Source organism: Thalassoroseus sp., assembly GCF_984380535.1.
Genome location: NZ_CFHRBF010000003.1, coordinates 352,126 through 373,156, shown reverse-complemented (window position 1 = coordinate 373,156; position 21,031 = coordinate 352,126). Strand labels below are relative to the sequence as shown.

At 53.5% G+C, this 21,031-nt stretch carries 13 protein-coding genes; 6 read left to right on the top strand and 7 right to left on the bottom strand.

Going from position 1 to position 21,031, the window contains the following annotated elements; genetic code table 11:
* Window positions 1–71 precede the first annotated feature (71 nt).
* Entirely contained in the window at window positions 72–1,559 is a 1,488-nt protein-coding gene (locus AC5DDB_RS05820) for a hypothetical protein (RefSeq protein ID WP_491738745.1), read from the bottom strand.
* A gap of 791 nt (window positions 1,560–2,350) precedes the next feature.
* Between AC5DDB_RS05820 and AC5DDB_RS05815 the strand changes: the two genes are divergently transcribed.
* Window positions 2,351–3,508, top strand: coding sequence for an App1 family protein phosphatidate phosphatase (locus AC5DDB_RS05815; protein ID WP_491738744.1), 1,158 nt, complete (start codon window positions 2,351–2,353; stop codon window positions 3,506–3,508).
* A gap of 68 nt (window positions 3,509–3,576) precedes the next feature.
* On the opposite strand, the gene AC5DDB_RS05810 is transcribed toward AC5DDB_RS05815, so the two are convergent.
* From AC5DDB_RS05810 to AC5DDB_RS05795, 4 genes are all read right to left on the bottom strand, one after another.
* Window positions 3,577–6,273 (bottom strand): c-type cytochrome domain-containing protein, encoded by a 2,697-nt coding sequence (locus AC5DDB_RS05810; RefSeq protein ID WP_491738743.1) that lies wholly within the window; start codon window positions 6,271–6,273, stop codon window positions 3,577–3,579.
* Window positions 6,274–6,350: 77 nt separating this feature from the next.
* A complete protein-coding gene (locus AC5DDB_RS05805) occupies window positions 6,351–8,786 on the bottom strand; it encodes a DUF1549 domain-containing protein (protein ID WP_491738742.1) in 2,436 nt (811 codons plus the stop codon).
* A gap of 98 nt (window positions 8,787–8,884) precedes the next feature.
* The gene (locus tag AC5DDB_RS05800; RefSeq protein ID WP_491738741.1) at window positions 8,885–11,335 is read right to left on the bottom strand and encodes a PPC domain-containing protein; all 2,451 of its coding nucleotides are present in this window, start codon (window positions 11,333–11,335) and stop codon (window positions 8,885–8,887) included.
* Window positions 11,336–11,493: 158 nt separating this feature from the next.
* The gene (locus AC5DDB_RS05795) at window positions 11,494–12,792 is read right to left on the bottom strand and encodes a DUF1501 domain-containing protein (protein WP_491738740.1); all 1,299 of its coding nucleotides are present in this window, start codon (window positions 12,790–12,792) and stop codon (window positions 11,494–11,496) included.
* A gap of 460 nt (window positions 12,793–13,252) precedes the next feature.
* Here AC5DDB_RS05795 and AC5DDB_RS05790 point away from each other — a divergent pair, with 460 nt between their 5' ends.
* The 5 genes from AC5DDB_RS05790 to AC5DDB_RS05770 all read left to right on the top strand — a co-directional run bounded on the left by AC5DDB_RS05790 (window position 13,253) and on the right by AC5DDB_RS05770 (window position 18,599).
* A complete protein-coding gene (locus AC5DDB_RS05790; protein WP_491738739.1) occupies window positions 13,253–13,882 on the top strand; it encodes a hypothetical protein in 630 nt (209 codons plus the stop codon).
* Between the two features lie 98 nt (window positions 13,883–13,980).
* Window positions 13,981–16,386 (top strand): PSD1 and planctomycete cytochrome C domain-containing protein, encoded by a 2,406-nt coding sequence (locus AC5DDB_RS05785; RefSeq protein WP_491738738.1) that lies wholly within the window; start codon window positions 13,981–13,983, stop codon window positions 16,384–16,386.
* Between the two features lie 11 nt (window positions 16,387–16,397).
* Window positions 16,398–16,715 (top strand): hypothetical protein, encoded by a 318-nt coding sequence (locus tag AC5DDB_RS05780; protein ID WP_491738737.1) that lies wholly within the window; start codon window positions 16,398–16,400, stop codon window positions 16,713–16,715.
* Window positions 16,716–16,743: 28 nt separating this feature from the next.
* Entirely contained in the window at window positions 16,744–18,189 is a 1,446-nt protein-coding gene (locus AC5DDB_RS05775; protein WP_491738736.1) for a DUF1501 domain-containing protein, read from the top strand.
* A gap of 56 nt (window positions 18,190–18,245) precedes the next feature.
* Window positions 18,246–18,599 carry a hypothetical protein gene (locus tag AC5DDB_RS05770; RefSeq protein WP_491738735.1) on the top strand — a complete coding sequence of 118 codons (354 nt, stop codon included), beginning with the start codon at window positions 18,246–18,248 and terminating at the stop codon, window positions 18,597–18,599.
* Here AC5DDB_RS05770 and AC5DDB_RS05765 read toward each other — a convergent pair.
* Window positions 18,596–19,150: a hypothetical protein gene (locus AC5DDB_RS05765; protein ID WP_491738734.1), complete on the bottom strand. Its 555-nt coding sequence runs from the start codon at window positions 19,148–19,150 to the stop codon at window positions 18,596–18,598. The two genes, AC5DDB_RS05770 and AC5DDB_RS05765, sit on opposite strands and share 4 nt — an antisense overlap.
* Window positions 19,151–19,294: 144 nt before the next feature.
* Window positions 19,295–20,977, bottom strand: coding sequence for a glycine--tRNA ligase (locus AC5DDB_RS05760; RefSeq protein WP_491738733.1), 1,683 nt, complete (start codon window positions 20,975–20,977; stop codon window positions 19,295–19,297).
* Window positions 20,978–21,031 lie beyond the last annotated feature (54 nt).

Genomic DNA, 21,031 nt, shown 5'->3' with positions numbered 1-21,031 from the left:
GCGATCACTTCAATTTCAATCCACCCAATGTCGGGTTAAGGGTGGAGGCACTGAATCTTTCCAGTCGGAAACTACTTCGAGCAGGACTCGCAAGCAGGTTCTTCGCTAACGCAGGAGCTGCACGGTGAGCAGGAGCTAACCGGAACAGAGCAAGTCACGGTTTTTGGAACCATGTGACAAACTTTAACCTGCACTTCTTTCTCAACTTGAACCGGAACGCACACGTGGTAGGTTTCGGTTTTTTCTTCTTGGACGGTTTCGTAAGTTGTGACGTTGACGGTTTTGGTTTTCTCAACCGGGACGGTCACGCAGTACTTAACAGTCTTCGTTTTTGGGGTTTTGACGTAGTTGCAAACTTTGACGGTTTTGGTCTTGGTCACCGGCACGGTCTTGCAGACAGTGTAGGTGTAAGGCTCTTCCGTCCAAACGTTTTTGCAGACTTTGACGGTTTTGGTCTTGGTCACAGGAACGAGTTTGCAGACGGTGTAGCTGTAAGGCTCTTCCGTCCAAACGTTCTTGCAGACTTTGACGGTTTTCGTCTTGGTCACAGGAACTTGTTTACAGACCGTGTAAGTGTAAGGCTCTTCGGTCCAAACGTTCTCGGTGTAAGAAACGGTTTTGGTTTTGGTGACAGGAACTTGTTTGCAAACTGTGTAGGTGTAAGGCTCTTCAGACCAAACGTTCTTGTGAACGGTAACGGTCTTCGTGCGATCTTCCATACGAGATTTCGAAACCGTGTAGGTGTACGGAACCTCTTCACAAACTCGTTCGTAGGTGGTCACTGGAACCATTTTACGTTCGACAGTTGGGACCCACACTTTGCAGGTCGTGGTGCAACCGCTATTGCAGCTGTTGCAACCAGTGTTGCAGCCGCCGCAAGCGGGAGCAACTGGTTTGCAGACGGTTTCGTAGTGACCGCCTTGGACGCAAACTTCTTTCATCGTTTGAACAGGCACGCATTTCGAAACCGTGCGGCTACCGGTCATGGTTTCCGTGTAAGGAACGCAGACTTGGTAGCTGACTTCTTTTTGCTCTGCAACGGTATTGCAGACCTTTTTCGTGCCAGTCTTTTCTTCCTGAACCGTTTCATAGACGGTGTAGGAAACTTCTTTTTGCTTCGTTACCGGCTTGCAAACTTTCTTGGTGCCGGTTTTTTCTTCCGTAACCGTTTCATAGACGGTGTAAGGAACTTCTTTTTCTTCCCAAACTTGTTTGCAAACCTTTTTGGTTCCGGTTTTTTCTTCCGAGACTTGCTCGTGAACCGTGTAGGAGACTTCTTTGTCTTCCCAAACTTGTTTGCAAACTTTTTTGGTGCCGGTCTTTTCTTCTTGAACCGTTTCGTGAACGGTGTATTCGACTTCCTTTTCAGACCAAACCGGCTCGCTGACGTAGTAGGTTTCTTCCTTGGTCTTCCACTCTTTCTCGTGGACGGTGTACTTGACTTCCTTTTGGGTCGTCACCGGAACTTGTTTGCAGACCGTGTAGGTCCGCGTACGTGCTTCTTTTTGGTACTCGGTGGTTGTCACCGTGCGGGTTTCATAACCCCATTCCGGAACCATTACGGTTTTTTCGACCGAACAGTAGGAAGGGGCGCAGCTGGCTGGCATACAGCTGGCTGCAGTCGTGCAGTGCGATGCACAAGCATCATCACCACCGCCGCAGTGACCAGCATAAGCTGAAGCAACCATAGCAAAAGTTGCAGCCACAGTGGACAGACATTTCGTTAACATTCCGCTCTTGCTCCTCTTCGCAGTCGCTCTTGAGATGTGGATACTAAACATAAGACCCACAATAAGTGATTGTTGTTTTCTGATGGAAACGGGCCGTAATCTTGGAAGCTTGCTCTCACCCCATGCACTCCTCCTCGAACTCGACGGATATGGATTGAATCTCCCGGACGGGAGAAGAATGGTGACCGTCCCCACGGCCACCGAGTCGCGAAACTTAGCTCGTATAGTTAAGATAGGCTTTCTAGACGGCCCGTCTGTAATACGAAGCTTAGTGAGAATATAACGGTGTAGCGAACGCTGTGGCAAACGCTTTCCGTCCAATTTCTCAAGTTTCCCCAATTTAACTAAACACGTTCAATGTGTGTACATTCCATTTTTCGCTTTCTCACGTTCCGAGATATTTTCTGTCGTCCTCGACCGTGTTTTTCATTGTGAGATTCGATTACGATGCTGATCTCCCGCAATCCAACTCCCGACCGACTGGCCCTCCCAGGGGATACGAACTATTGGCAGTTCCATCACGACGGTCGCTTTCCAAGCGGATGCTGGGAACTCAGGAAAGTATGCAGACGCAGATGACCGGTAACCGGTTGTCCAGTTGAAACACGAGGCGATCGGCGATGCCGACACGTAATCTTCATCTGTCGCGACGATTGTTGTGGCTTGCACATCGTCTCAGTCAGACGCTCTCCCGGTGGTTTCGTCGCTGGAGGACCCGCAAACCGGTGACGCCCGAAATCATCGGGTATCGTGGGTTCGGAAACGTCGAGCAGATCCAAGTGATGGGGAGACTCGTCGAGCACAAACCATTCACGGAATCTCACGTCGGTGATTCTTGGTGGAAGAATGCGAGGGCGATGTTTCGACGATTCACTCGGACACAGATCTCGCAGGCAACAATCACCATCGAGTTCGAGGGGATCGAGCGATCCGCGAGCACCGACGAAGCGGGCTACTTCCGTTGCACTCTGCCCACTCCCGCCGAGACCCCCACGGATCGACTATGGCATTCCGCAGCAGTCCGTATCGTGCCGGCCGCTCAAGGTGACGAGTTAAACTCGAGCACCGAACTACGCTCTGCACAAGACGCGCTTCCGATCCTGATACCACGCGGCGACAGCCGGTTCGGGGTGATTAGCGATATCGACGATACAATCATGCAATCGCATGCCACCGACTTGCTGCGACTGGCATGGTTGACATTTACTCACAACGCCAGAACACGAGTCCCGTTTGAAGGCGTGAGTGCGTTCTATCGCGCTCTACAACGCGGGCACTGCGAGACCCAGCAGAATCCGGTGTTCTATGTTTCGAGTTCAGCATGGAATCTTTTCGATATGCTTGCTGAGTTCATGGAAATCCACGAGTTGCCGAAAGGGCCGATTTTGCTGAGAGACCTCGGCGGCAACAAGGAAAACTTCATTCGTTCGGGTCATGAACACAAACTGGAGAAGATCGAGCGAATCTTCGCAAGTTGTCCCGAACTTCCCTTCATCCTGATTGGCGACTCAGGGCAGCAGGACCCATACTTGTACCGCAAGGTTGTGCGAGATTTCCCTGGTCGAGTGCTTGCGGTTTACATTCGAGATGTCGCCGAGAAGACGCGAGAGAGTGTACTGAAAGTTCGCGAAGAGTTGCGAGCTGCCGGGGTGGAGATGGAACTAGTCCCCGATACGGAAGCCGCGGCGATCCATGCTGCTGACCACGGCTGGATTCCCAAATCGCGTATTACCGATGTGCGACAAGACATCGCGCGTGATCAAGATCGCCAGGAATAAGAAAACGCTCTGAATCAGATGATCCAGAGCGTTCAAAAATTTTGCTGCTTCTTTGTTGCCGGTGACAACTATTTCGCGGCAGCGACTTCTGATCGAGGTGCGACCTTTTGGATCAAAGCATCCACTGTCTTTTGTAATGCCTGAACTGTCGCTTGGGCTTGTTCGGCGGCTGACTTTGCCGCACTCGCTTTGCCTTTGGCGGTTTCCACCTTGGCAGTGGCCCCAACAACAGCCTTTTCTTGTTCCGTAACCGTCGCGACAAGGGTTTTCAACTGAGCTTCAGATGCTTGCACATCGGCCTGGGCTTTTTTGACTGCCGCCTCGACCTGAACCAAGTTCTGTTTGGCAGCTTCGAGTTCTTTCTGCTTCGCATCGTGAACTGCGTTCGCTTTCGCCAGTAGTTCCTTCAGTCCAGCATCTTCAGGCGATGTCTTCAACGTTTCCGCTGCAGACGCCGCTGTGGCTTGCGTTGACTTTACAATCTCCGTTAGCTGGTCGACGGAAGTCTTGGCTGTGCCCAAAGTGGCCGACGTATCTGCGACGACTTTCTTGTGAGCCGTGATGGCAGCTTCCGTCGTGGCGACGGCCTTTTTCGTTTCGGCAATGCTCTTCTGAGCGGTTGCGAGTTCCGCCTCGAACTGCTGCAACTCGGCGGTCGCTTGCTCGCTGACAGCGACAGCTTCATCAGCCTTGGTTTTCGCTTCCGCCAACTTCTTACGTTCGTCGCGGAATTGAATCTCAATTTGCCAACGCGTGACCTCGTTGGTCGCGTCGCTAAGCGTCTTAGTTGCCGCATCCGCTGCTGCGCGGGACTCTTGCGCTTTCTTAACCAACGGTGGCAGTTGCTTACCGAGGTCCTCCAATGTCTTCTTCGAATTGGCAAGGGCCGTAGTTGCTTCTTGCACGGCCTTTGTAACGGCTGCTTCGTCAGTCGTCGCTTTTTGCATGGCAGCGGTCTGATCGGCTGCCACTTTCTTGGCTGCTGCCATCGCGGCGTTTTTCTTGTCCAACTGAGTCTTCAGAGCCGCTAATGCCGAGGCAAGTTCTTTGTCCTCAGGGACTTTCTTTGCGGCTTCATCCGCTTTCGCGACTGACTCCGTCAACGGGGTGATAATCGGCTGCAAATCGGTCGCTGTCTTATTAGCATTGTCGATTTGCTGTTTCATTGCCGCCATCGCCGCCTTCAACTCGGTCGCGGCTTTGGTGGAAGCATCGATCTTCGCCTGCATTTCGGTCGCCATTTTCTGTGCGGCCGCTTGAGCTGCTTGGATTTTGGCCACTTCAGCTTCAGCCGCTTTCGCAACAGCTTCCAGTTTCTCAGCCTCGGACTTACTCGTCTCCAACGCTGCCTGAGCGGTTTGCAATCGCTGCTCGAGCGTCGGAGGATTAGCCGTTAGTTGGCCCACTTCCTGCCCGTTCTCGGCGGTCCAAACCTTCACTTGGCCGGTCCAGTCACCCGCAATTACCCGTTTCGCGTCGTCACTGTAAGTAACAGACAAGGCAATATCGCTGAATGCTGGGAACGCACGAAGTTGTTGGCCGTTCTGATCCCAAAGCTTGGCAACTTTGTCGCGTCCTGCACTCACCAACTGACCATCGCGGCAGAACTCGACAGATTGCACACCTCCGCCATGCGCAGTCCACGTCTTTGTATTTTTTCCGTCCATGAGTTCCCACAAACGGATTTGCCCATCTTCACTCGCGGTGGCGACGATATTCGAATCGGCCCGCCATGCGATTCCGGTGATACAACCCTTGTGACCGGTTAGCCCCAGGTATTCGCGTCCGGTCATGGCTTCCCATGCGAACACGCCTCCATTCCGATCGCCGGTTGCCAGCAACACACCATCAGGGCTGAACGCAAGAGACGTCACCCAGTCGGTGTGTTTCGTCAATTCGTATTTGAGGGAACCGTCTTGTGTGGAGTAAACCCGTACAATCCGTTGCGGCCCGCCTAAAGCCACCATGGAGTGATCAGCACTGATATCCGCGGCCAACACCGAGTCCAGTTCGTCACCAACCTCGATGACACGTTCGCCAGTACGCACATTCCAGAGAACGACTTTTCCACTGTAAGACCCTTTCCCACCTCCGGCGAGAAGCAGTCCTCCATTACGGCTGAACTTCAAAACTTTCGGTTCGCCCTCAGGAAACGGCAGAATACCGACTAAGGCACAGGTATTGGCATCGTACAATACCACCTGCTTCGGCCCACCAACGGCCACTAGCGTCGACCACGGATTCGTAGCCAATGCCGTAACAGCCGTGGTGTGTTCGGTGTGAACGAAGGGCTCGAGAACGAGCTTTTCGGGCATTGGTGGCGGACCTTCGGGCTTGCCGATGGACACGCTCATCAATTCCACTTCGACCTTCTTCTTCCGAGCGATGGGTTTGCTGCCGCTGTTTTCGAGAGCACCTCCGTCGATCCACTTGCGAAGTGTGTCGATCTTCGCAGCCTCGATCTTCTCCTGGTTGGGAGGCATCGTGGGTTCGGAGTCGTGATTAACGAGCATAAAGAGGTAGCTGCTCGACGAGTCACCAGGTTCCACCGCAGTTCCCGAACTGCCCCCCTGCATCATGCTGATGTAACTGGTGAGATCGAGACCACCTACTTTGCGATCCGTGTTGTGACAGTTGAAGCAGTGTTGCCGAAAAATCGGTTTCACATGATCTTCGTAAGTCACTTTCTCACCGCTTTTCTCCTCGGCTGCGGACACACTGGCAGCGAGCATCAAAACGACAAGGTAACTCAAAGCGAAACGCATTCAATCTTCTCCCGTAATTTCAGACCCGAGTTACACGACAATCGAGACTCGGCAATTTCTAGATTGCGAACGAAGTATCAGTGATTGAACAAGAACTCGCGTGAATTCAACAACGCCCAGAACACATCCTCCAACACTTGCTGCGTATTCTTGGCATCCGCCGCGACAAGCTGCATCACAGCGGCCGTTTCTTTCTCATTCGGCTCTCGACAGAGCGTGCGAATGTAAAGCTCTTTCAGCACATCTTCGGGCGTCTTGCCATCTGCAAGCATATTGGCAACGACTTTACCTTGCTGAATCTTGCTGTTGACGGTGTCGCCATTGAGCATGTGCAAAGCTTGCGAAAGGTTCGGTTCAATCGAAACTTCGCAAGAACAAACGGTTTCGCGTTTCGCCCGTCCGAATGTCGTCAGGAAGTAGGTGCTGGTATTTCCGTTGGCAATTTGAACAGCTCTCGCACCAAGTGGCAAACCTTGAAACTTGTTCTTGGTCTCGGTGATTTGCGAAATCGAGTCGAGCATCACCTCACTGCGAATTCGTCGCAAACTGGCATGCGAAAAGTTCGTCAAATCGCTGGCATTGGTTTCATTGGTGGCAGTCGACAACTGGTAAGTCCGCGAGGTACAAATGTCACGAACCAGCTTTTTGAAGTCGTAATTGTATTCGGTAAACTTCTGACCGAGTTCGTCCAACAGTTCCTGATTGACCGCCGGATTCGAGATTCGCACATCGTCTACCTGATCGATAATTCCACGCCCGAAGAAGTGAGCCCATACGATGTTGGCCAAATTCTTCGCGAAGTAGGGATTATCCGGTGAGGCCAACCATTTGGCGAGCACTTCTCGTCGGTCTTTCCCCTTCACATCTGGGACTGCACCGCCAAGGAATTTGGGAGCCATGTTCTGGTTCGTCACCGGATGCTTGACCTCTCCGCTCCCTTGGTTGTACACGATCGTTTCGCGAGGGTCTTCGCCTCGTTTCCGGCCAATTTGAGAGAAGAAGGCCGAAAAACTGTAGTAGTCGTCCATAGTCCACCGGTCGAACGGGTGGTTATGGCACTGGGCACACTGGATTCGCATCCCCATAAATACTTGAGCCACGTTTTCCGCAGTCTTCAAAGTATCGCGTTCAGCTTGATAGTAGTTCGTCGCTGCATTCGCGAACGTTCCGCCGTTAGCTCCGAGCAGCTCTTGAACCATCTGATCCATCGGCATTTCGTTTTGGACGCGTTCTTGCAGCCAGTTGTAATACCGCAGCATTGACTTGTAGTCGACACGATTCTGCACCGTGCGAACCTGCAGGAGCTCGGCCCATTTCATCACCCAAAGCTCGACAAATTCTTTGCGGTTGAGCAATTGATCAACCAGTTGCTCTCGGCGATCAGGCGCAGGGTTGTTCAGGAAGGCGTGATACTCTTCGGTAGTCGGAGGCACACCGATGATGTCTAAATGGGCTCGTCGCAGAAACTCTTCATCGGTGCACAACTCCGAGGGGTTGATCCGCAGTTTCCGCAACTTCTGATTGATCAGTTGATCGACGTAGTTGTTCTCGGCTGGGTTCGCCCATGCGAACTCCAAACCTTTCGGCAACGTAATGAAATGTGACCCTACGGTGTGGGTATCGAATCGGGCCATGATGAACGATTCGCCACGAGCGTGGGCCGTGACGACACCGGTTTGCGAAACTTCAGCCGAGTTATCATTGTTCGAACTGAAGTAGGCCAGGTGAGTAACATCACGGTCTGTCCCATCGCTGTACTTGGCTCGCACGGTCAGCTTCTGAGTCGTGCCTTCGCCATCGAGCACGGCCGATGGCGGATTCAATTCGAGTGACACGACGGTGGGAATCTCGCCCTGATCGAGTTGGGCTCCGCCACGAAGCCATCGGAGGAGAGTTTCGTTGAGTTCCGTATCGGCACCAAACCGCTTTCCGCCGGTATGAGGGACCGCACCCGTCGACTTCGTTACCAGAAGACTTTCCTCCGGCAACGCCAAGTTGATCCGACGACCGGCGTATTCCCGAGTCAATCGGAAGTGATCACCGACCGGATCAAACCCGAATAGAGACAGGCGAAAACCATCTTTCCCACGAGCGGCTCCGTGACAAGACCCCATGTTGCAGCCTGCCTTCATGAAGACGGGCATCACATCGAGGTGAAAACTCACGGGACGTTCGACAGAGGAGTTCTTGACATTCACTGGAATGTCCACCTTGGCCCCCGCGAATTCCACGGACAGGGTGGTGGAACCATCCTTAACCGGCCAAAGCGTTTGGTCTTCCCAGCGGGTCAATGAGTCGTCAGCCAAAGTGAACTTGGCTTCAGTGGTGACGTCTTTCGTCAGTCCATCGGCGTACTCGGCCTGGATCACTAACGATTGCCGATCCCGTTGGCTCGTCAACTGGACGTCCTGAGGGAACACATGAAGCTTGGCGAGATTACTCTCTGCCGCAACGGAAACACCCGCAGCCAGCAGCGAAACAACTGTTGTCGTAATGTGGAGGAATCCACGCATAATATTGAGACCCTCTAACTTGCGTAAGTCCGTTGGTGACGCAGGGTAATTTCAAAGCAGTTTTCGAAAGCTAATACCATCGCAAACCAATCAGCAATTTATTTCCCGGCTTCCGCCCGTTTCTGAGCATCGAGTCGGAGTTGCTCCAGGCGGCTTAGGCGTTTCGGAGGAGCTTCTTTCTTTGGTTCTGGCTTCTTGGCGACTTCTTTCTTGGGCTCAGGCTTCGGCTCATCTTTGGGGGGTGGCAGCGGTTTGTCGATCCGCAGTTCGGTTCCCCCGACATGCCTGTGCAAAATCGTCTCACCGGCCTGTGGAACCTCGACCTGAGCAAATACGCTCTTGTGTCGTCCCTCTGGACTGGTGGGATCAGTCGTTACCTTGAAGACGAGTTCTTCCGTATCCTTGGTGAAGGTCAGATCTTCGGTCGTAACCTTGTTCGGCAACCCGAGCAACTTCGCCGTGGCGGTGCCTTCGAACGGTTGAACGTGTTCGATCTTCGCAACGATCTCCGTCGGTTTGCCTTGCTCGGTCGCGGTTCGCTGGAGAGCGAATTTCACGAATGGTGCAGCGACTTCCAGCTCAGCCAGTTGCGATGCCACCCAAGACGCCCCTTTATTCTCTCCCTGACCGATCACATAAATCGGCCACTTACCAACAGCAGCGTTGCCATTCGCATTGAGCGGGTAGATCAATTCTGTCTGACCTTTCGGCAACTTCATCCGGCTGTTGGTGCCGATGCCCGGAGGACGGAACGGGAACTCCATCGTGATGTCTTCGTCCCAACCCTCTTTTTTGTGGGCGACGATTTTGAGATTCATCGTGCCATTCTGCACGAGCGGCGTTTTGGGTTGGACGATTTCCAATTTGAAGGGAACTTCGTCAACCACTGCAAACGCCAGTCGATTCACATCGCGGGTCCAGAACCGAGACTGTCCCGGGTTGGCCACGATGAGATCCGCTTGATTCGAAAACCGCCCCGTGATGTTCTGATTGGGGTCCACATGATGTACCTGAAAATCCACCAAGCCACCTGCGATCGGTGCATCCGCGGCCGCCTCGAACACAACCGGCCATGAGTTCATATTGGAAGGCACATTCTGCGTATGGAGTTGAACACCTTCAGGCAAGCCTTGCGGATCGAACGACAAGTCGCCCCCAAAGTTTTGCCGACCAAACGAAAATGTCGTTGCAAAACGATTACCCCGCGGGATGAAGATCGTCTGTCGATACTGGGAATAACGAGCGACTTGGGGTATACTGACTTTGACCGTTCTTTCGATGTCTTGGAATTCCACACGATAGACGAAGTTCGGTCCCCCTCGAAGCAAGTGATCATACACGCGAACCGCGTATTCCCCGTCTTCCGGAACTGTGAAGCGGAAATAACTATCAGGCCCGCGAGAGTCGTCGTTGCCTGTGATCGTCTTCAGGCTCTTGCCGTCGTTGATGATCTGAAAAACATGCATCACGGGATCGAGCGGAGAGCGAATTCGGCGGGCGTAACACTCCACCTCAAACGTTTGCCCCTTCTTGGCGGTGAAGCGGAAGTAGTCGTAGTCTCCGCTTTCTTGAATGATCCCGTTAAATGCCAACGGCAGTTCACCAGGTGTCGCGGTGATGAAATCGTTATTGGGCTCGGCTTCGAGCACATTTCCGTGCGAACTGAGACGGAAAGGATTTTCGGACGGTGCGACTTGGTCGTCCTGCTGCGGCAGCAAACCAAAATCGTCCTGAACTTCGCTTGGCAGCGTGAACTGTTGCTCGAAATCACCGGCGGGATCGCCAAGGAATGTTACATTGGTCTGCTCACCCAGTTTACCCCCAGCCGGATAAACTGCGAGTGGTCGCGGGAAGTGACCAATGTGGACGCGGTAACGACAATTGTTGTTGCCGCCGTAGGCACTTTCACGGACTTCAATAATATACTGTCCGTCCTCAGGAGCCACCGCGGATGCCACTGCGTCTTGGAAGACCAATGGAGTATCGTCCCCGGTTGCCAGTTCGAATCGTTTGGAATCGAGGATGGCCACATACGGATCAAAGAACGTTGTGCCCAATCGCATCGCTTCAATCTCGACAGAGATCCTTTGGCCCTTCTTCGCTTGGATCGCGTAGTAATCAACGTCTTCCGAAGCGACCACTCCAGCGACTGTCACGCCAGCTTCGACGACTTGTGGCGTTTCGAATTCGCTATTAGGCTCCTTTTCCGCAACTTCCGGAAATGGCCCAACGAAGAACGTCCGGTACTCGGAAATCCCGCTTTTGGTCCGCACCTGAGCGACGTGCTCGCCCAATCGGCAGTCTGGAGCGACTGTCACAGTGACGTCGATCGTATTCTCATTGACCGGTTTGATTTCTTTCACCGACAAACCAGGCCGATAGAAGAAAATCTCAGCAGCGTCATCCAGCCGTCGACCGCTGAAACGCAAGACGGCTTCGCTGCCTCGCTGCACGCCACGTGGTGTAATGATCGAGAGCGCGGGAGAAGCAGCCGGCAACAGAGCAGGAACAAACAGCATCAGCAGGGAAGCGATCGCGAATCGTCGCATCACCGTCCTCCATTGGCAGGAGCGGGGAGAGAAATCGGCAGGATTCCGGCACAGAACAAGTTTGAAAGAACAAACTCAGACGACACCGGACAGCATATTGGAAAAAACGGCTTAGGTCGCAATCAAAACACGACCCAAGCCGTAAAAGCTTGGCAAGTTTAGGCGAGAAGTTCACGACGAACTTTGCCGCCGTCCACAATCTCAATCGGACGGTCACCAGGAGCCATCAACTCCTTGTCCGCCGTAATACCCAAACAGTGATACATCGTGGTGGCCCAGTCGACCACTGTCAACGGATTATCTTCTGGTTCACTGGCAGTGGAGTTCGAGGAACCGTAAATCGTCCCGCGTTTAATACCGCCACCGGCCATGACGATCGAGAACACTTTCGGCCAGTGATCCCGACCGGCGGTTGCGTTGATCTTCGGCGTCCGGCCGAATTCACTGGCAACGCAGACGAGCGTTTCGTCCAGCATTCCGCGGTTATCAAGGTCCGTAATCAAAGCGGAGAAGGCTTGGTCGAACTCTGGAACCTGACGTTCAATACCACCTTTAATATTGTCGTGCATATCCCAACCACCATAGGTCAGGGTCACGAAGCGACTTCCAGCCTCAACCAACCGACGAGCCAACAACATCCGTGCCCCGGCCGTATTCCGACCATAGGCGTCGCGGAGTTTGCCGTCTTCTTTATTGATATCAAATGCTTCCCGAGCTTGCTGGCTGGAAACCATTGCGTATGCTCGTTGGTAGAACGTGTCGACTGCATCGAGCGAGTCCGACTTTTCTTTCAACCGGAAATGCTCGTTGACAGCATCGAGCACATTTCGACGACGTGCGAATCGAGAATCATCGACGCCCCCAGGCAACTGCAAGTCTCGCACCTGGAAGTTACCGCTCGCAGGGTCCGAACCCAAACTGAACGGTGCGAACGAAGAACTCAAGTATCCCGTGCCGGCAAACTCGTTTGGCTGGTTAGGAATACAAACGTACTGCGGCAGATTGTTACGAGGCCCGAACTCGTGGGTCACCACACTTCCCATTGAGGGAAAGTTCAACGCCGGGCTTGGCCGGTAACCGGTGAACATATTATGCGTACCACGTTCGTGAGCGGCTTCCCCGTGCGTCATCGACCGACAGACGGTGATTTTATCCATCACGTTTGCGGACTTCTTGAGATGCTCACTGAACAACACGCCATCAACATTGGTCTTCACCTGACCGAGCGGCCCGCGATATTCCAGCGGTGCAAACGGCTTCGGATCCCAGGTTTCCTGGTGTGCACAACCACCAGGGAGATAAATGAAGATCACGCCTTTCGCGGTACCTTCTTTAGACTCATAAAACTTCTGGTCCGCCTGAGCCTGACGCATCCGCAAGAACTGCGGCAAAGTCAAACCCAAACCGCCCAAAAAACCGACGTGTAGGAAGTCACGACGTGATGGTGTCATCGGCATCAAATTCTCCTTGGGAGGGCTGCTTTGCACGCAAAGCAAAAAATGAGGGAGCAAAGCTGAACAATCAGTCTTTCAGCTTTGAGCGCAGTTTAGGTAGGTCTTTAATTTCAGCGAATCTTACGATTCTCTGGGTATGGAAGCAAATATCCTTTGCTCCTCAGGAAGGTATTGAGTCCATCGACACGATCGTTACGAAAAATTTTCTTGCTCTGAGAAATTTTTCGGAATTACGACTTTTCCATCAAATATTGAAACCCAGGTCTTCACGCCACACGTTGACGAAAGCGAGAACCACGACAACCACCTATCAAATCAACAAACTCTCACCTATCATGAAAGTGCATTCACCCCGAAAAATCAATGATTAACTCCGATATTTGAAAGAATTTACGAATATTCCCTAAGGTATCAAGCGTTCCGTTGCCACTTCACATCGTTATCCGAGCGAAAGAAACTCACTATGGACGCGTTTTGGGAAAACGTGATCGCGTATCTCAAAGAGCATTGGATCGAATTGTTAGTCGCTGCAGGTTCTGCGGTTGTCGGTTGGTTTCTCGGCCGACGCCGGGCCGCGGCGGAATGGAAAAAACGCGAGTTCTATGATCGGCTAAACGTTTCGCTGACTTCCATTCATGAGGGCAAACTTCGGATTCGCACGCTGATCGAGAAACGCTGCGATGAAGTTTTCTTGAACCGGGTTGCCAGTGAAACCGTCATCGCCAAGGCTCGGCAGACCACGACAGACTCCTGTCTGCTGGATCTTCCCCAGGGCGATTATTGGTTCTATTTGAACTCCGTGCTCAACGAAGTCTCCGAGCGGTTCGCTGAAGGGCAAATTCGCCGTGATCTCCAGGCGAACGTCTGCTGCGGTCGTTACCTGATCTGCCTAACGTCGGAAGCCGCCGGTTCGGTGCGGACGCGAAAAGTGCGGGCGATGGTGGTTCAACAAACACTCTTGGAAAACCTATCCGAGGAACCGCCGCAATTCGAAAGTCCAAACCACATCACACGCTGGGAGACAATGAAGGAACTCGCGGCTGCCTGGAAACAGACGCCATGGAAGTTTCAACTTGTCGAAATCTGCCTCTGATTTCCGTGATGTCGGCAATGAACGGTCGACAATTATGAAATTCCTGACCAGAATGAACTCATCCACTCTGTTTGATGCAACGTTCTGGTTGGTGTGTCATGCGCTCACACGCGATTCTCCTCGGGATTCTATTTGCCTCCTGCATACCCTTTACGGAAGTCCGGGCATTCGAGCCTGCGAAGGTCAACTTTGCCCGCGATGTCCAGCCGATCTTTCGTCGGCATTGTTATCGGTGTCACGGACGGAAGAACGCAGAAGGTGGGTTTCAACTGTCGAATCGCACGTCCGCGTTTGGAGAAAGCGATTCCGGCGTCTCACCAATTAAGCCGGGCGAGTCCGAACACAGCCTGCTGCTCGATCGCCTCACTGATCCCTCGATGGGCGACTTGATGCCTTTGGACGGTGATCCACTTGCGAAATCTGAGATCGACACGATCCGTCGCTGGATTGAACAAGGAGCCGACTGGCCGGATTCCGCCGCCGACGATCAGCACTGGGCCTATATCAAGCCCGTCAAACCCGAACTACCAGTATCGAATGACACGTGGGGTCATAACCCGATCGACGCATTCGTCCTGGCCAAACTGCAGGAAGAACAACTGTCGCCCAGTCCGGAAGCCGATCGGGGCAAGCTGATTCGTCGTGTCTCTTTAGGCTTGACGGGTTTGCCACCGAGTCCGGAAGAAGTCGAGCGATTCCTGAACGACAGTTCGCCAGATGCCTACGAGAAACTTGTCGACCGGCTGTTGGCATCGAAACATTATGGCGAACGGTGGGCAAGCCGCTGGTTGGATGTGGCCCGCTATGCGGACTCGAACGGTTTCCAAGCCGATCAACTCCGCGATAGCTGGGCGTATCGGGATTATGTGATTCGGGCGTTCAATTCGGACATGCCTTTCGATCAGTTCGTCATCGAGCAACTCGCGGGAGATTTGCTTCCCGATGCCACCGTCGATCAGAAAATCGCGACGGGATTTCATCGCACTCCGACTTGCAATGTCGAAGCTGGTGTCGACCCGGAAGGAAACCGCGTGAATCAGGTTTTGGATCGGGTGAACACAACCGGCACGGTATTCCTCGGCACCACGCTCGAATGCTGCCAATGCCACGATCACAAGTACGACCCATTCACGCAAACCGATTACTACCGCCTGTTCGCGTACTTCAACAATACGCCTTTGGAAGTGAAACAAACGTCCGGCGTGACGTTCGATTTCGTTGGGCCAAGTATGCCCTTGCCGATTTCGGAGGAAGCACAATCTCGCTACGACGAGATTCAGAATGAAATCAAATCTCTCCAGGTAGAACAGAAGTCGCTTTCCAAAGAGAAGAAAGACAAGAAGGAAACCGACAAAGAACGCAAGCGGATCCAGAGCGTCATTGCGAAACTTCGAAAAGAGGCGGAGACGATTCAGCCGACGACGCTTGTCATGATTGAGGAAGAAAAGCCCCGCACAACGCACATGCTGAATCGCGGCAACTATCTCGATCCAGGTGAGGAAGTCTCGGCAGGCACACCGGAGACGCTGCACCCGCTGGATGAATCGTTGCCGGCGAACCGCCTCGGATTGGCCCGGTGGTTGGTGTCGGACGAGAACCCGCTGTTGACGCGTGTCACTGTTAACCGTTGGTGGAGCGGTTTCTTCGGGACGGGACTTGTTTCCACACCGGAGGACTTCGGCACCCAAGGCGAACCGCCGACGCATCCGGAGTTACTCGATTGGTTGGCGGTGGAGTTGATGGAAAACAGTTGGTCAATGAAACACATCCACAAGCAAATCGCGATGTCCGCGACCTTTCGGCAAGCATCCCGAATGTCTGCCGAACATTTGGACCGCGATCCTGGCAACCGATTCTATGCCCGTGGTCCTCGTTTCCGGATGCCCGCCGAACTCATTCGCGACAACGCTCTCGCGGTGTCCGGATTGTTGCAACCGGAGATGTTCGGTCCGCCGATCATGCCCTATCAACCCAGCGGCATTTGGCGGGCAGTCGGTCGGAACGCACCGAAGTGGGACACCGCGACGGATGAAAATCGGTTCCGCCGCGGCGTGTATGTTGTCTGGCGAAGGGCGGCACCGTATCCAAGTTTCATCAACTTCGACGCCCCCGACCGTGCAGCGTGTACCGTCGAGCGTCCAAGGACCAACACGCCATTGCAGGCACTCACGCTGCTCAACGATCCGGCATACGCCGAGATGGCCGTCGCGTTGGCTCAGCGAATGCTCACCGAAGCCCCTAGTGGAGAACCACACGCCGTAGCCGAATACGGACTCGAACTGTGTGTCGCTCGGGAACCCACTGCCAACGAAATTGACGCTCTCGTCCGGTTGTATACGCAAGAACGAAAACAGGTCGCGAACGAACCCGGCTTGGCCGTCAATCGGATGACAAACTTGCTTCCACGACTCCGGCAATACGACGACAACCTTCAAGAACTCGCCGCCTGGTTCGCAGTTGCAAATGTACTACTAAACTTAGATGAGACAATCACGTTGAACTAATTGGCATGAACATGAGACAACGCGTCTTCCTCGCAATTTCTGTAGGTCTCTACGTTTTGCTAGGCGGCGTTATGGGCGCGGTCTTGGGGCTACTCTTAATTCATTGGTACGCTCCCTGGTTGTATCTGCCAACCACGAAAGAGATCATTGTTGATATCAACGTCTTGATGGCGTCTATCACCGGATTTGTCACGCTGGTCTTGGGTACGTCGGAAACGACAGACTATGTCACCGCCTCGGCTAAGACACTTGCACTGACAATGGCGGGCCTCATGTTCTACTCGTCATGTGTTCTTCCACTACTGCTAGCAGCCGAACTCTATGATTGAAGATCTTCAATCGTCTGGAACTCCGAAAATGCACCGCCGTGATATGAGACAAGACAGCATCATTACCCGTCAAACTCGTCGGCAAATGTTTCAGTCCGCAGGGTGTGGACTCGGATCGGCGGCCCTCGCATCTTTGTTACATACCGATACAGCTACCGCCGCACAGCAGACAGAACCGTTGGCTCCCAAGTCATCGCACCGGCCTGGCAAAGCCAAGAGTGTGATCTATATTCACATGGTCGGTGCTCCGTCGCATCTTGACTTGTTCGATTACAAACCGACGCTGCAGAAACGGAATGGAGAACTCTGCCCGGAATCGTTGTTCGAAGGGCAGCAGTTTGCGTTTATTCGCTCGCGACCGAAGATGCTCGGCACACCGGACAAACCAGAGTTTCGGTTCCAACAGTGCGGCGAAGGTGGCGGAACGATTTCCAACTTGATGCCGCACCTGCAAGGCGTGTCCGACGAGATCGCGTTCATTAAGAGTTTGCACACCGAGCAGTTCAACCACGGACCGGCCCAACTCTTTCTGCTGACCGGCTTCAACCGCTTCGGTCGGCCGAGTCTTGGATCATGGGCAACCTACGGACTCGGCAGTGAGAACGCGAACTTGCCGGGGTTTGTGGTGTTGATTACCGGTTCGGTTCTCGGGGCGGGCAACAGCGCGTGGGGCAGCGGATTCTTGCCGACGGTCTACCAAGGCATCGAATTTCGCAGCCAGGGCGACCCCGTGTTGTTTCTTTCGAATCCCAAAGGCGTGGACTCCACCAGTCGGCGGCGGATCGTCGACACGATCAACCAACTCAATCAAACGCGATTGGCTGACGTTGGTGACCCTGAGATCGCCACACGAATTAGCCAGTATGAAATGGCCTACCGTATGCAAACTTCGGTGCCGGAATTGATGAGCATCGACGGCGAACCCGAACACATTCATCGCATGTATGGCACACAGCCCGGTAAGACGAGTTTCGCGAACAACTGCCTGTTGGCTCGGAGACTGGTCGAACGTGGCGTGCGGTTCGTGCAATTGTTCGATCAAGGTTGGGACATGCACGGTGGGGTGTTCAATAGTCTGCCGAAGAAATGCAAACAAGTTGATCGCCCGATCGCTGCCCTCATCACCGATCTCAAACAACGTGGCCTGCTCGATGAAACGCTGATTGTGTGGAGTGCCGAGTTCGGTCGCACGCCGATGGGGCAAGGTGATCGCGCATCGGTCGGTCGCGATCATCACAAAGATGCTTACACGGTTTGGATGGCCGGGGGCGGTGTAAAAGGCGGCGTCAGTTATGGGGAGTCGGACGAACTCGGCTATTCCGTGGCTAGCAATCCGGTGCACACGCACGACTTCAACGCCACGATTTTGCATCTGCTTGGACTCAATCACGAACGCCTGACGTTCCGCTTCCAAGGTCGGCAATTTCGACTGACCGATGTCGATGGCCATGTCGTACAAGATGTGCTGGCGTGAGTTCGCGCACCGTTCAAGTGTTAGACGAGAATCACACTTGAACCCGTAGGTACATCATGGACGAGAATTCAAACGGCAGACAGAACAATGCGGATTCGGACGCCACACAAACAACTTCACTCTCGTCTCAACTCGCAAACTTAGAACGATTGATCGCACTGCGGAACGACAATCTGCTCGATTCGGTCACACGGTTGCGGTTGCTCGAAGACAAGGTCGATCGCATCCTCGACATCGTCGAAGGCCCCGACAAACCACCGTTACTCACGTCGATCAATTCTCTCGAAAAAGACGTGGACCGGTTGCGAGATTCGGTCGGGTGGTTGCGAAGAATTGTCTACGGCGTGACCGCGTTTCTATTAGTGACGTTAATAGAAATCTTTCGCGAAGCTTACATCAGTCCGCATTAGATCGTCGAATGATCTTTTTTCAACATGCGGCTGACCTCTGTCAGTGCATCGTCGTCTTCGATCTGCGTCAGGATGCGGTACTGGCCGAGATCGCTTTCCGCCATCGCCCTGAGCAGTTCATTCCGACCTCGGGCATAAGCCCGGTGGATAAACCAATCCCGGATTAACGAATTGATGGCATAGCCGCCCAGAGCGAGTAGCAAGTACAACCACCAACTTTGCAAACTCTCCACTCGTACGCCGGCAATTTCGTCGTACCAACGCAATTCGATCGCCACGATCACCGCCAGAATCAGCAAACGTACCAACCACGTTAAGAAACCGCCGGCTTCTTCGAGTTGTTGGTTCACCGCCAACAAATGCCCGTAAAGTTCCTCGTGAGTTTTCTTGAGTCGACTGCCGGTGACCGGGCGATCGACTTCCAACTCTCCGTCCGCTCGACGAACCAGGAACTCTTCCCCTTCGTGCAGGAAATCTTCCAGACGCAAGGTGAGATCGGAAATTCGTTTTTCTTCGAGAGTTTGTGACTTTGCCTCGACCGTATCGGTCATATGCCGTCAATCCCATTCAGACAGTGAAAGAAGGCGTCGGCTGCAACAACTTGCTGCGGCTGACGCCTTTCATTAGACCGAACCGAATTCGGATTGTCCAGATTTTCATCCGCCCGTGCGAGCCGACAGTGATCTGCAGACCACCTAAACAGACTTCATGCGAGCGGTCACTTCTTCGACCACACGGTCTGCGGGAATCCGTTCTTGTGCGAGTGTGTCGCGGTCGCGAATCGTCACGGTGCCGTCCTCGAGAGTGTCGCCGTCAATCGTAATGCAGTACGGCGTACCGATTTCGTCTTGCCGACGGTAGCGGCGACCGATCGCACCTTGTTGATCGTATTGGCAGACAAGCCCAGCCTTTTTGAGTTCGTGATAAACCTCAGCGGCTTTCTCTGGCATCCCGTTTTTCTTGATGAGCGGGAACACGGCGGCTTTAATCGGGGCAAGCTGTGGGTGGAACTGCATCAGTGTGCGTTTTTCGAGTTTGCCTTTGTCGTCGGGTTGTTCGTCCTCGCGATAGGCTTCGCAGATGAACGCCAACGTCGCACGGTCGGCACCTGCAGCTGGTTCGATGACATGCGGCACGAACCGTTCCCGACTTTGGTCATCGAAGAACTGTAAATCCTTTCCGCTACCACGATACTTCGGTTGTCCGTGTTCATTCTGTTCGACGACCAGTTCACCGGCCTCGTTCTTGACGAGTTTCCCTTCCATGTGCGAACGGAGGTCGAAATCGCCACGGTGCGCGATACCTTCCAACTCGCCATATTCACCCGGTGACAAGAACGGGTACGCGTACTCGACGTCAGCGGTACCAACGGAATAGTGAGCCAGTTCTTCTTGGGTATGGTCGCGGAGAATGAGATTCTCTTTGGACAGTCCGAGATTAACGTACCATTGATATCGTCGATCGCGCCAGTACTCGTACCACTGGCGAGATTCGTCCGGTCGGCAGAAGAATTCCATTTCCATCTGTTCGAATTCTCGCGAACGGAAAATGAAATTCCGCGGCGTGATTTCGTTGCGGAAACTCTTGCCGATTTGAGCGATCCCGAACGGGACTTTGACCCGGCTGGTGTCCATCACGTTCTTGAAGTTGACGAACATGCCCTGCGCGGTTTCCGGTCGGAGAAACGCCGCGTCTTCTTCACCGCCGAGAGCACCGATGATGGTCTTGAACATCAGGTTGAATTCGCGGGGGTCGGTCAGTTCTCCCCCACACTGCGGGCAGCCAGGAGTGATCGGCGTGGGAGTTTCGAACTTGCCGGCTTCCTGCATGGCTGCAAAGACCGGAAGCTCGACAACCTCCTGATCGCCTACTGGTTCAACACCGTTGTCATTCGCGAAGGCTTTGAGACTCTTTTCGAGTTTACTCGCTTTTGTTTTTGACAGGGCCAGTCCGGTCGCTGTGTCGGGCACGAATGTCTCGACCCCGACCAAGACCGTTCGCCCGTCCTTATCGACCGCGGTTTGCAGGGCGACTTTGATGTGGTCGACGCGGAACCGCGATTTGCACTCTTTGCAATCGACCATCATATCGTGGAACAGGTCGTAGTGACCGGAGACTTTCCACACCTGCGGATGCATGATTTGACTGCACTCGACAGCACACATCTGAAACGACGATGGGGCACCGGCGGGTGTCGCCAATTCGTTATGATTGGTGATCATGTCCCGATACCAGGCTTCCCGCACGTTCCGTTTCAGTTCCGTGCCAAGCGGGCCGTAATCCCAAAAACCTTGGAGTCCACCGTAGATGTCGGAAGATTGAAAAATAAACCCCCGGCGTTTACAGAGAGCTACGATCTCGTCCATGGACTTCGCCATCGAAAGCACTTTCTTGCTAATTTCGGCTATCGGTTACTGACTTGCTGAAAACAT

Coding starts and splice junctions, on each gene's coding strand:
- AC5DDB_RS05780 (WP_491738737.1), top strand. CDS start 16,398: ATGAGACAACGCGTCTTCCTCGCAATTTCTGTAGGTCTCTACGTTTTG.
- AC5DDB_RS05810 (WP_491738743.1), bottom strand. CDS start 6,273: ATGCGTTTCGCTTTGAGTTACCTTGTCGTTTTGATGCTCGCTGCCAGT.
- AC5DDB_RS05775 (WP_491738736.1), top strand. CDS start 16,744: ATGCACCGCCGTGATATGAGACAAGACAGCATCATTACCCGTCAAACT.
- AC5DDB_RS05800 (WP_491738741.1), bottom strand. CDS start 11,335: ATGCGACGATTCGCGATCGCTTCCCTGCTGATGCTGTTTGTTCCTGCT.
- AC5DDB_RS05795 (WP_491738740.1), bottom strand. CDS start 12,792: ATGCCGATGACACCATCACGTCGTGACTTCCTACACGTCGGTTTTTTG.
- AC5DDB_RS05785 (WP_491738738.1), top strand. CDS start 13,981: ATGCGCTCACACGCGATTCTCCTCGGGATTCTATTTGCCTCCTGCATA.
- AC5DDB_RS05765 (WP_491738734.1), bottom strand. CDS start 19,150: ATGACCGATACGGTCGAGGCAAAGTCACAAACTCTCGAAGAAAAACGA.
- AC5DDB_RS05820 (WP_491738745.1), bottom strand. CDS start 1,559: ATGGTTCCGGAATGGGGTTATGAAACCCGCACGGTGACAACCACCGAG.
- AC5DDB_RS05815 (WP_491738744.1), top strand. CDS start 2,351: ATGCCGACACGTAATCTTCATCTGTCGCGACGATTGTTGTGGCTTGCA.
- AC5DDB_RS05760 (WP_491738733.1), bottom strand. CDS start 20,977: ATGGCGAAGTCCATGGACGAGATCGTAGCTCTCTGTAAACGCCGGGGG.
- AC5DDB_RS05805 (WP_491738742.1), bottom strand. CDS start 8,786: ATGCGTGGATTCCTCCACATTACGACAACAGTTGTTTCGCTGCTGGCT.
- AC5DDB_RS05770 (WP_491738735.1), top strand. CDS start 18,246: ATGGACGAGAATTCAAACGGCAGACAGAACAATGCGGATTCGGACGCC.
- AC5DDB_RS05790 (WP_491738739.1), top strand. CDS start 13,253: ATGGACGCGTTTTGGGAAAACGTGATCGCGTATCTCAAAGAGCATTGG.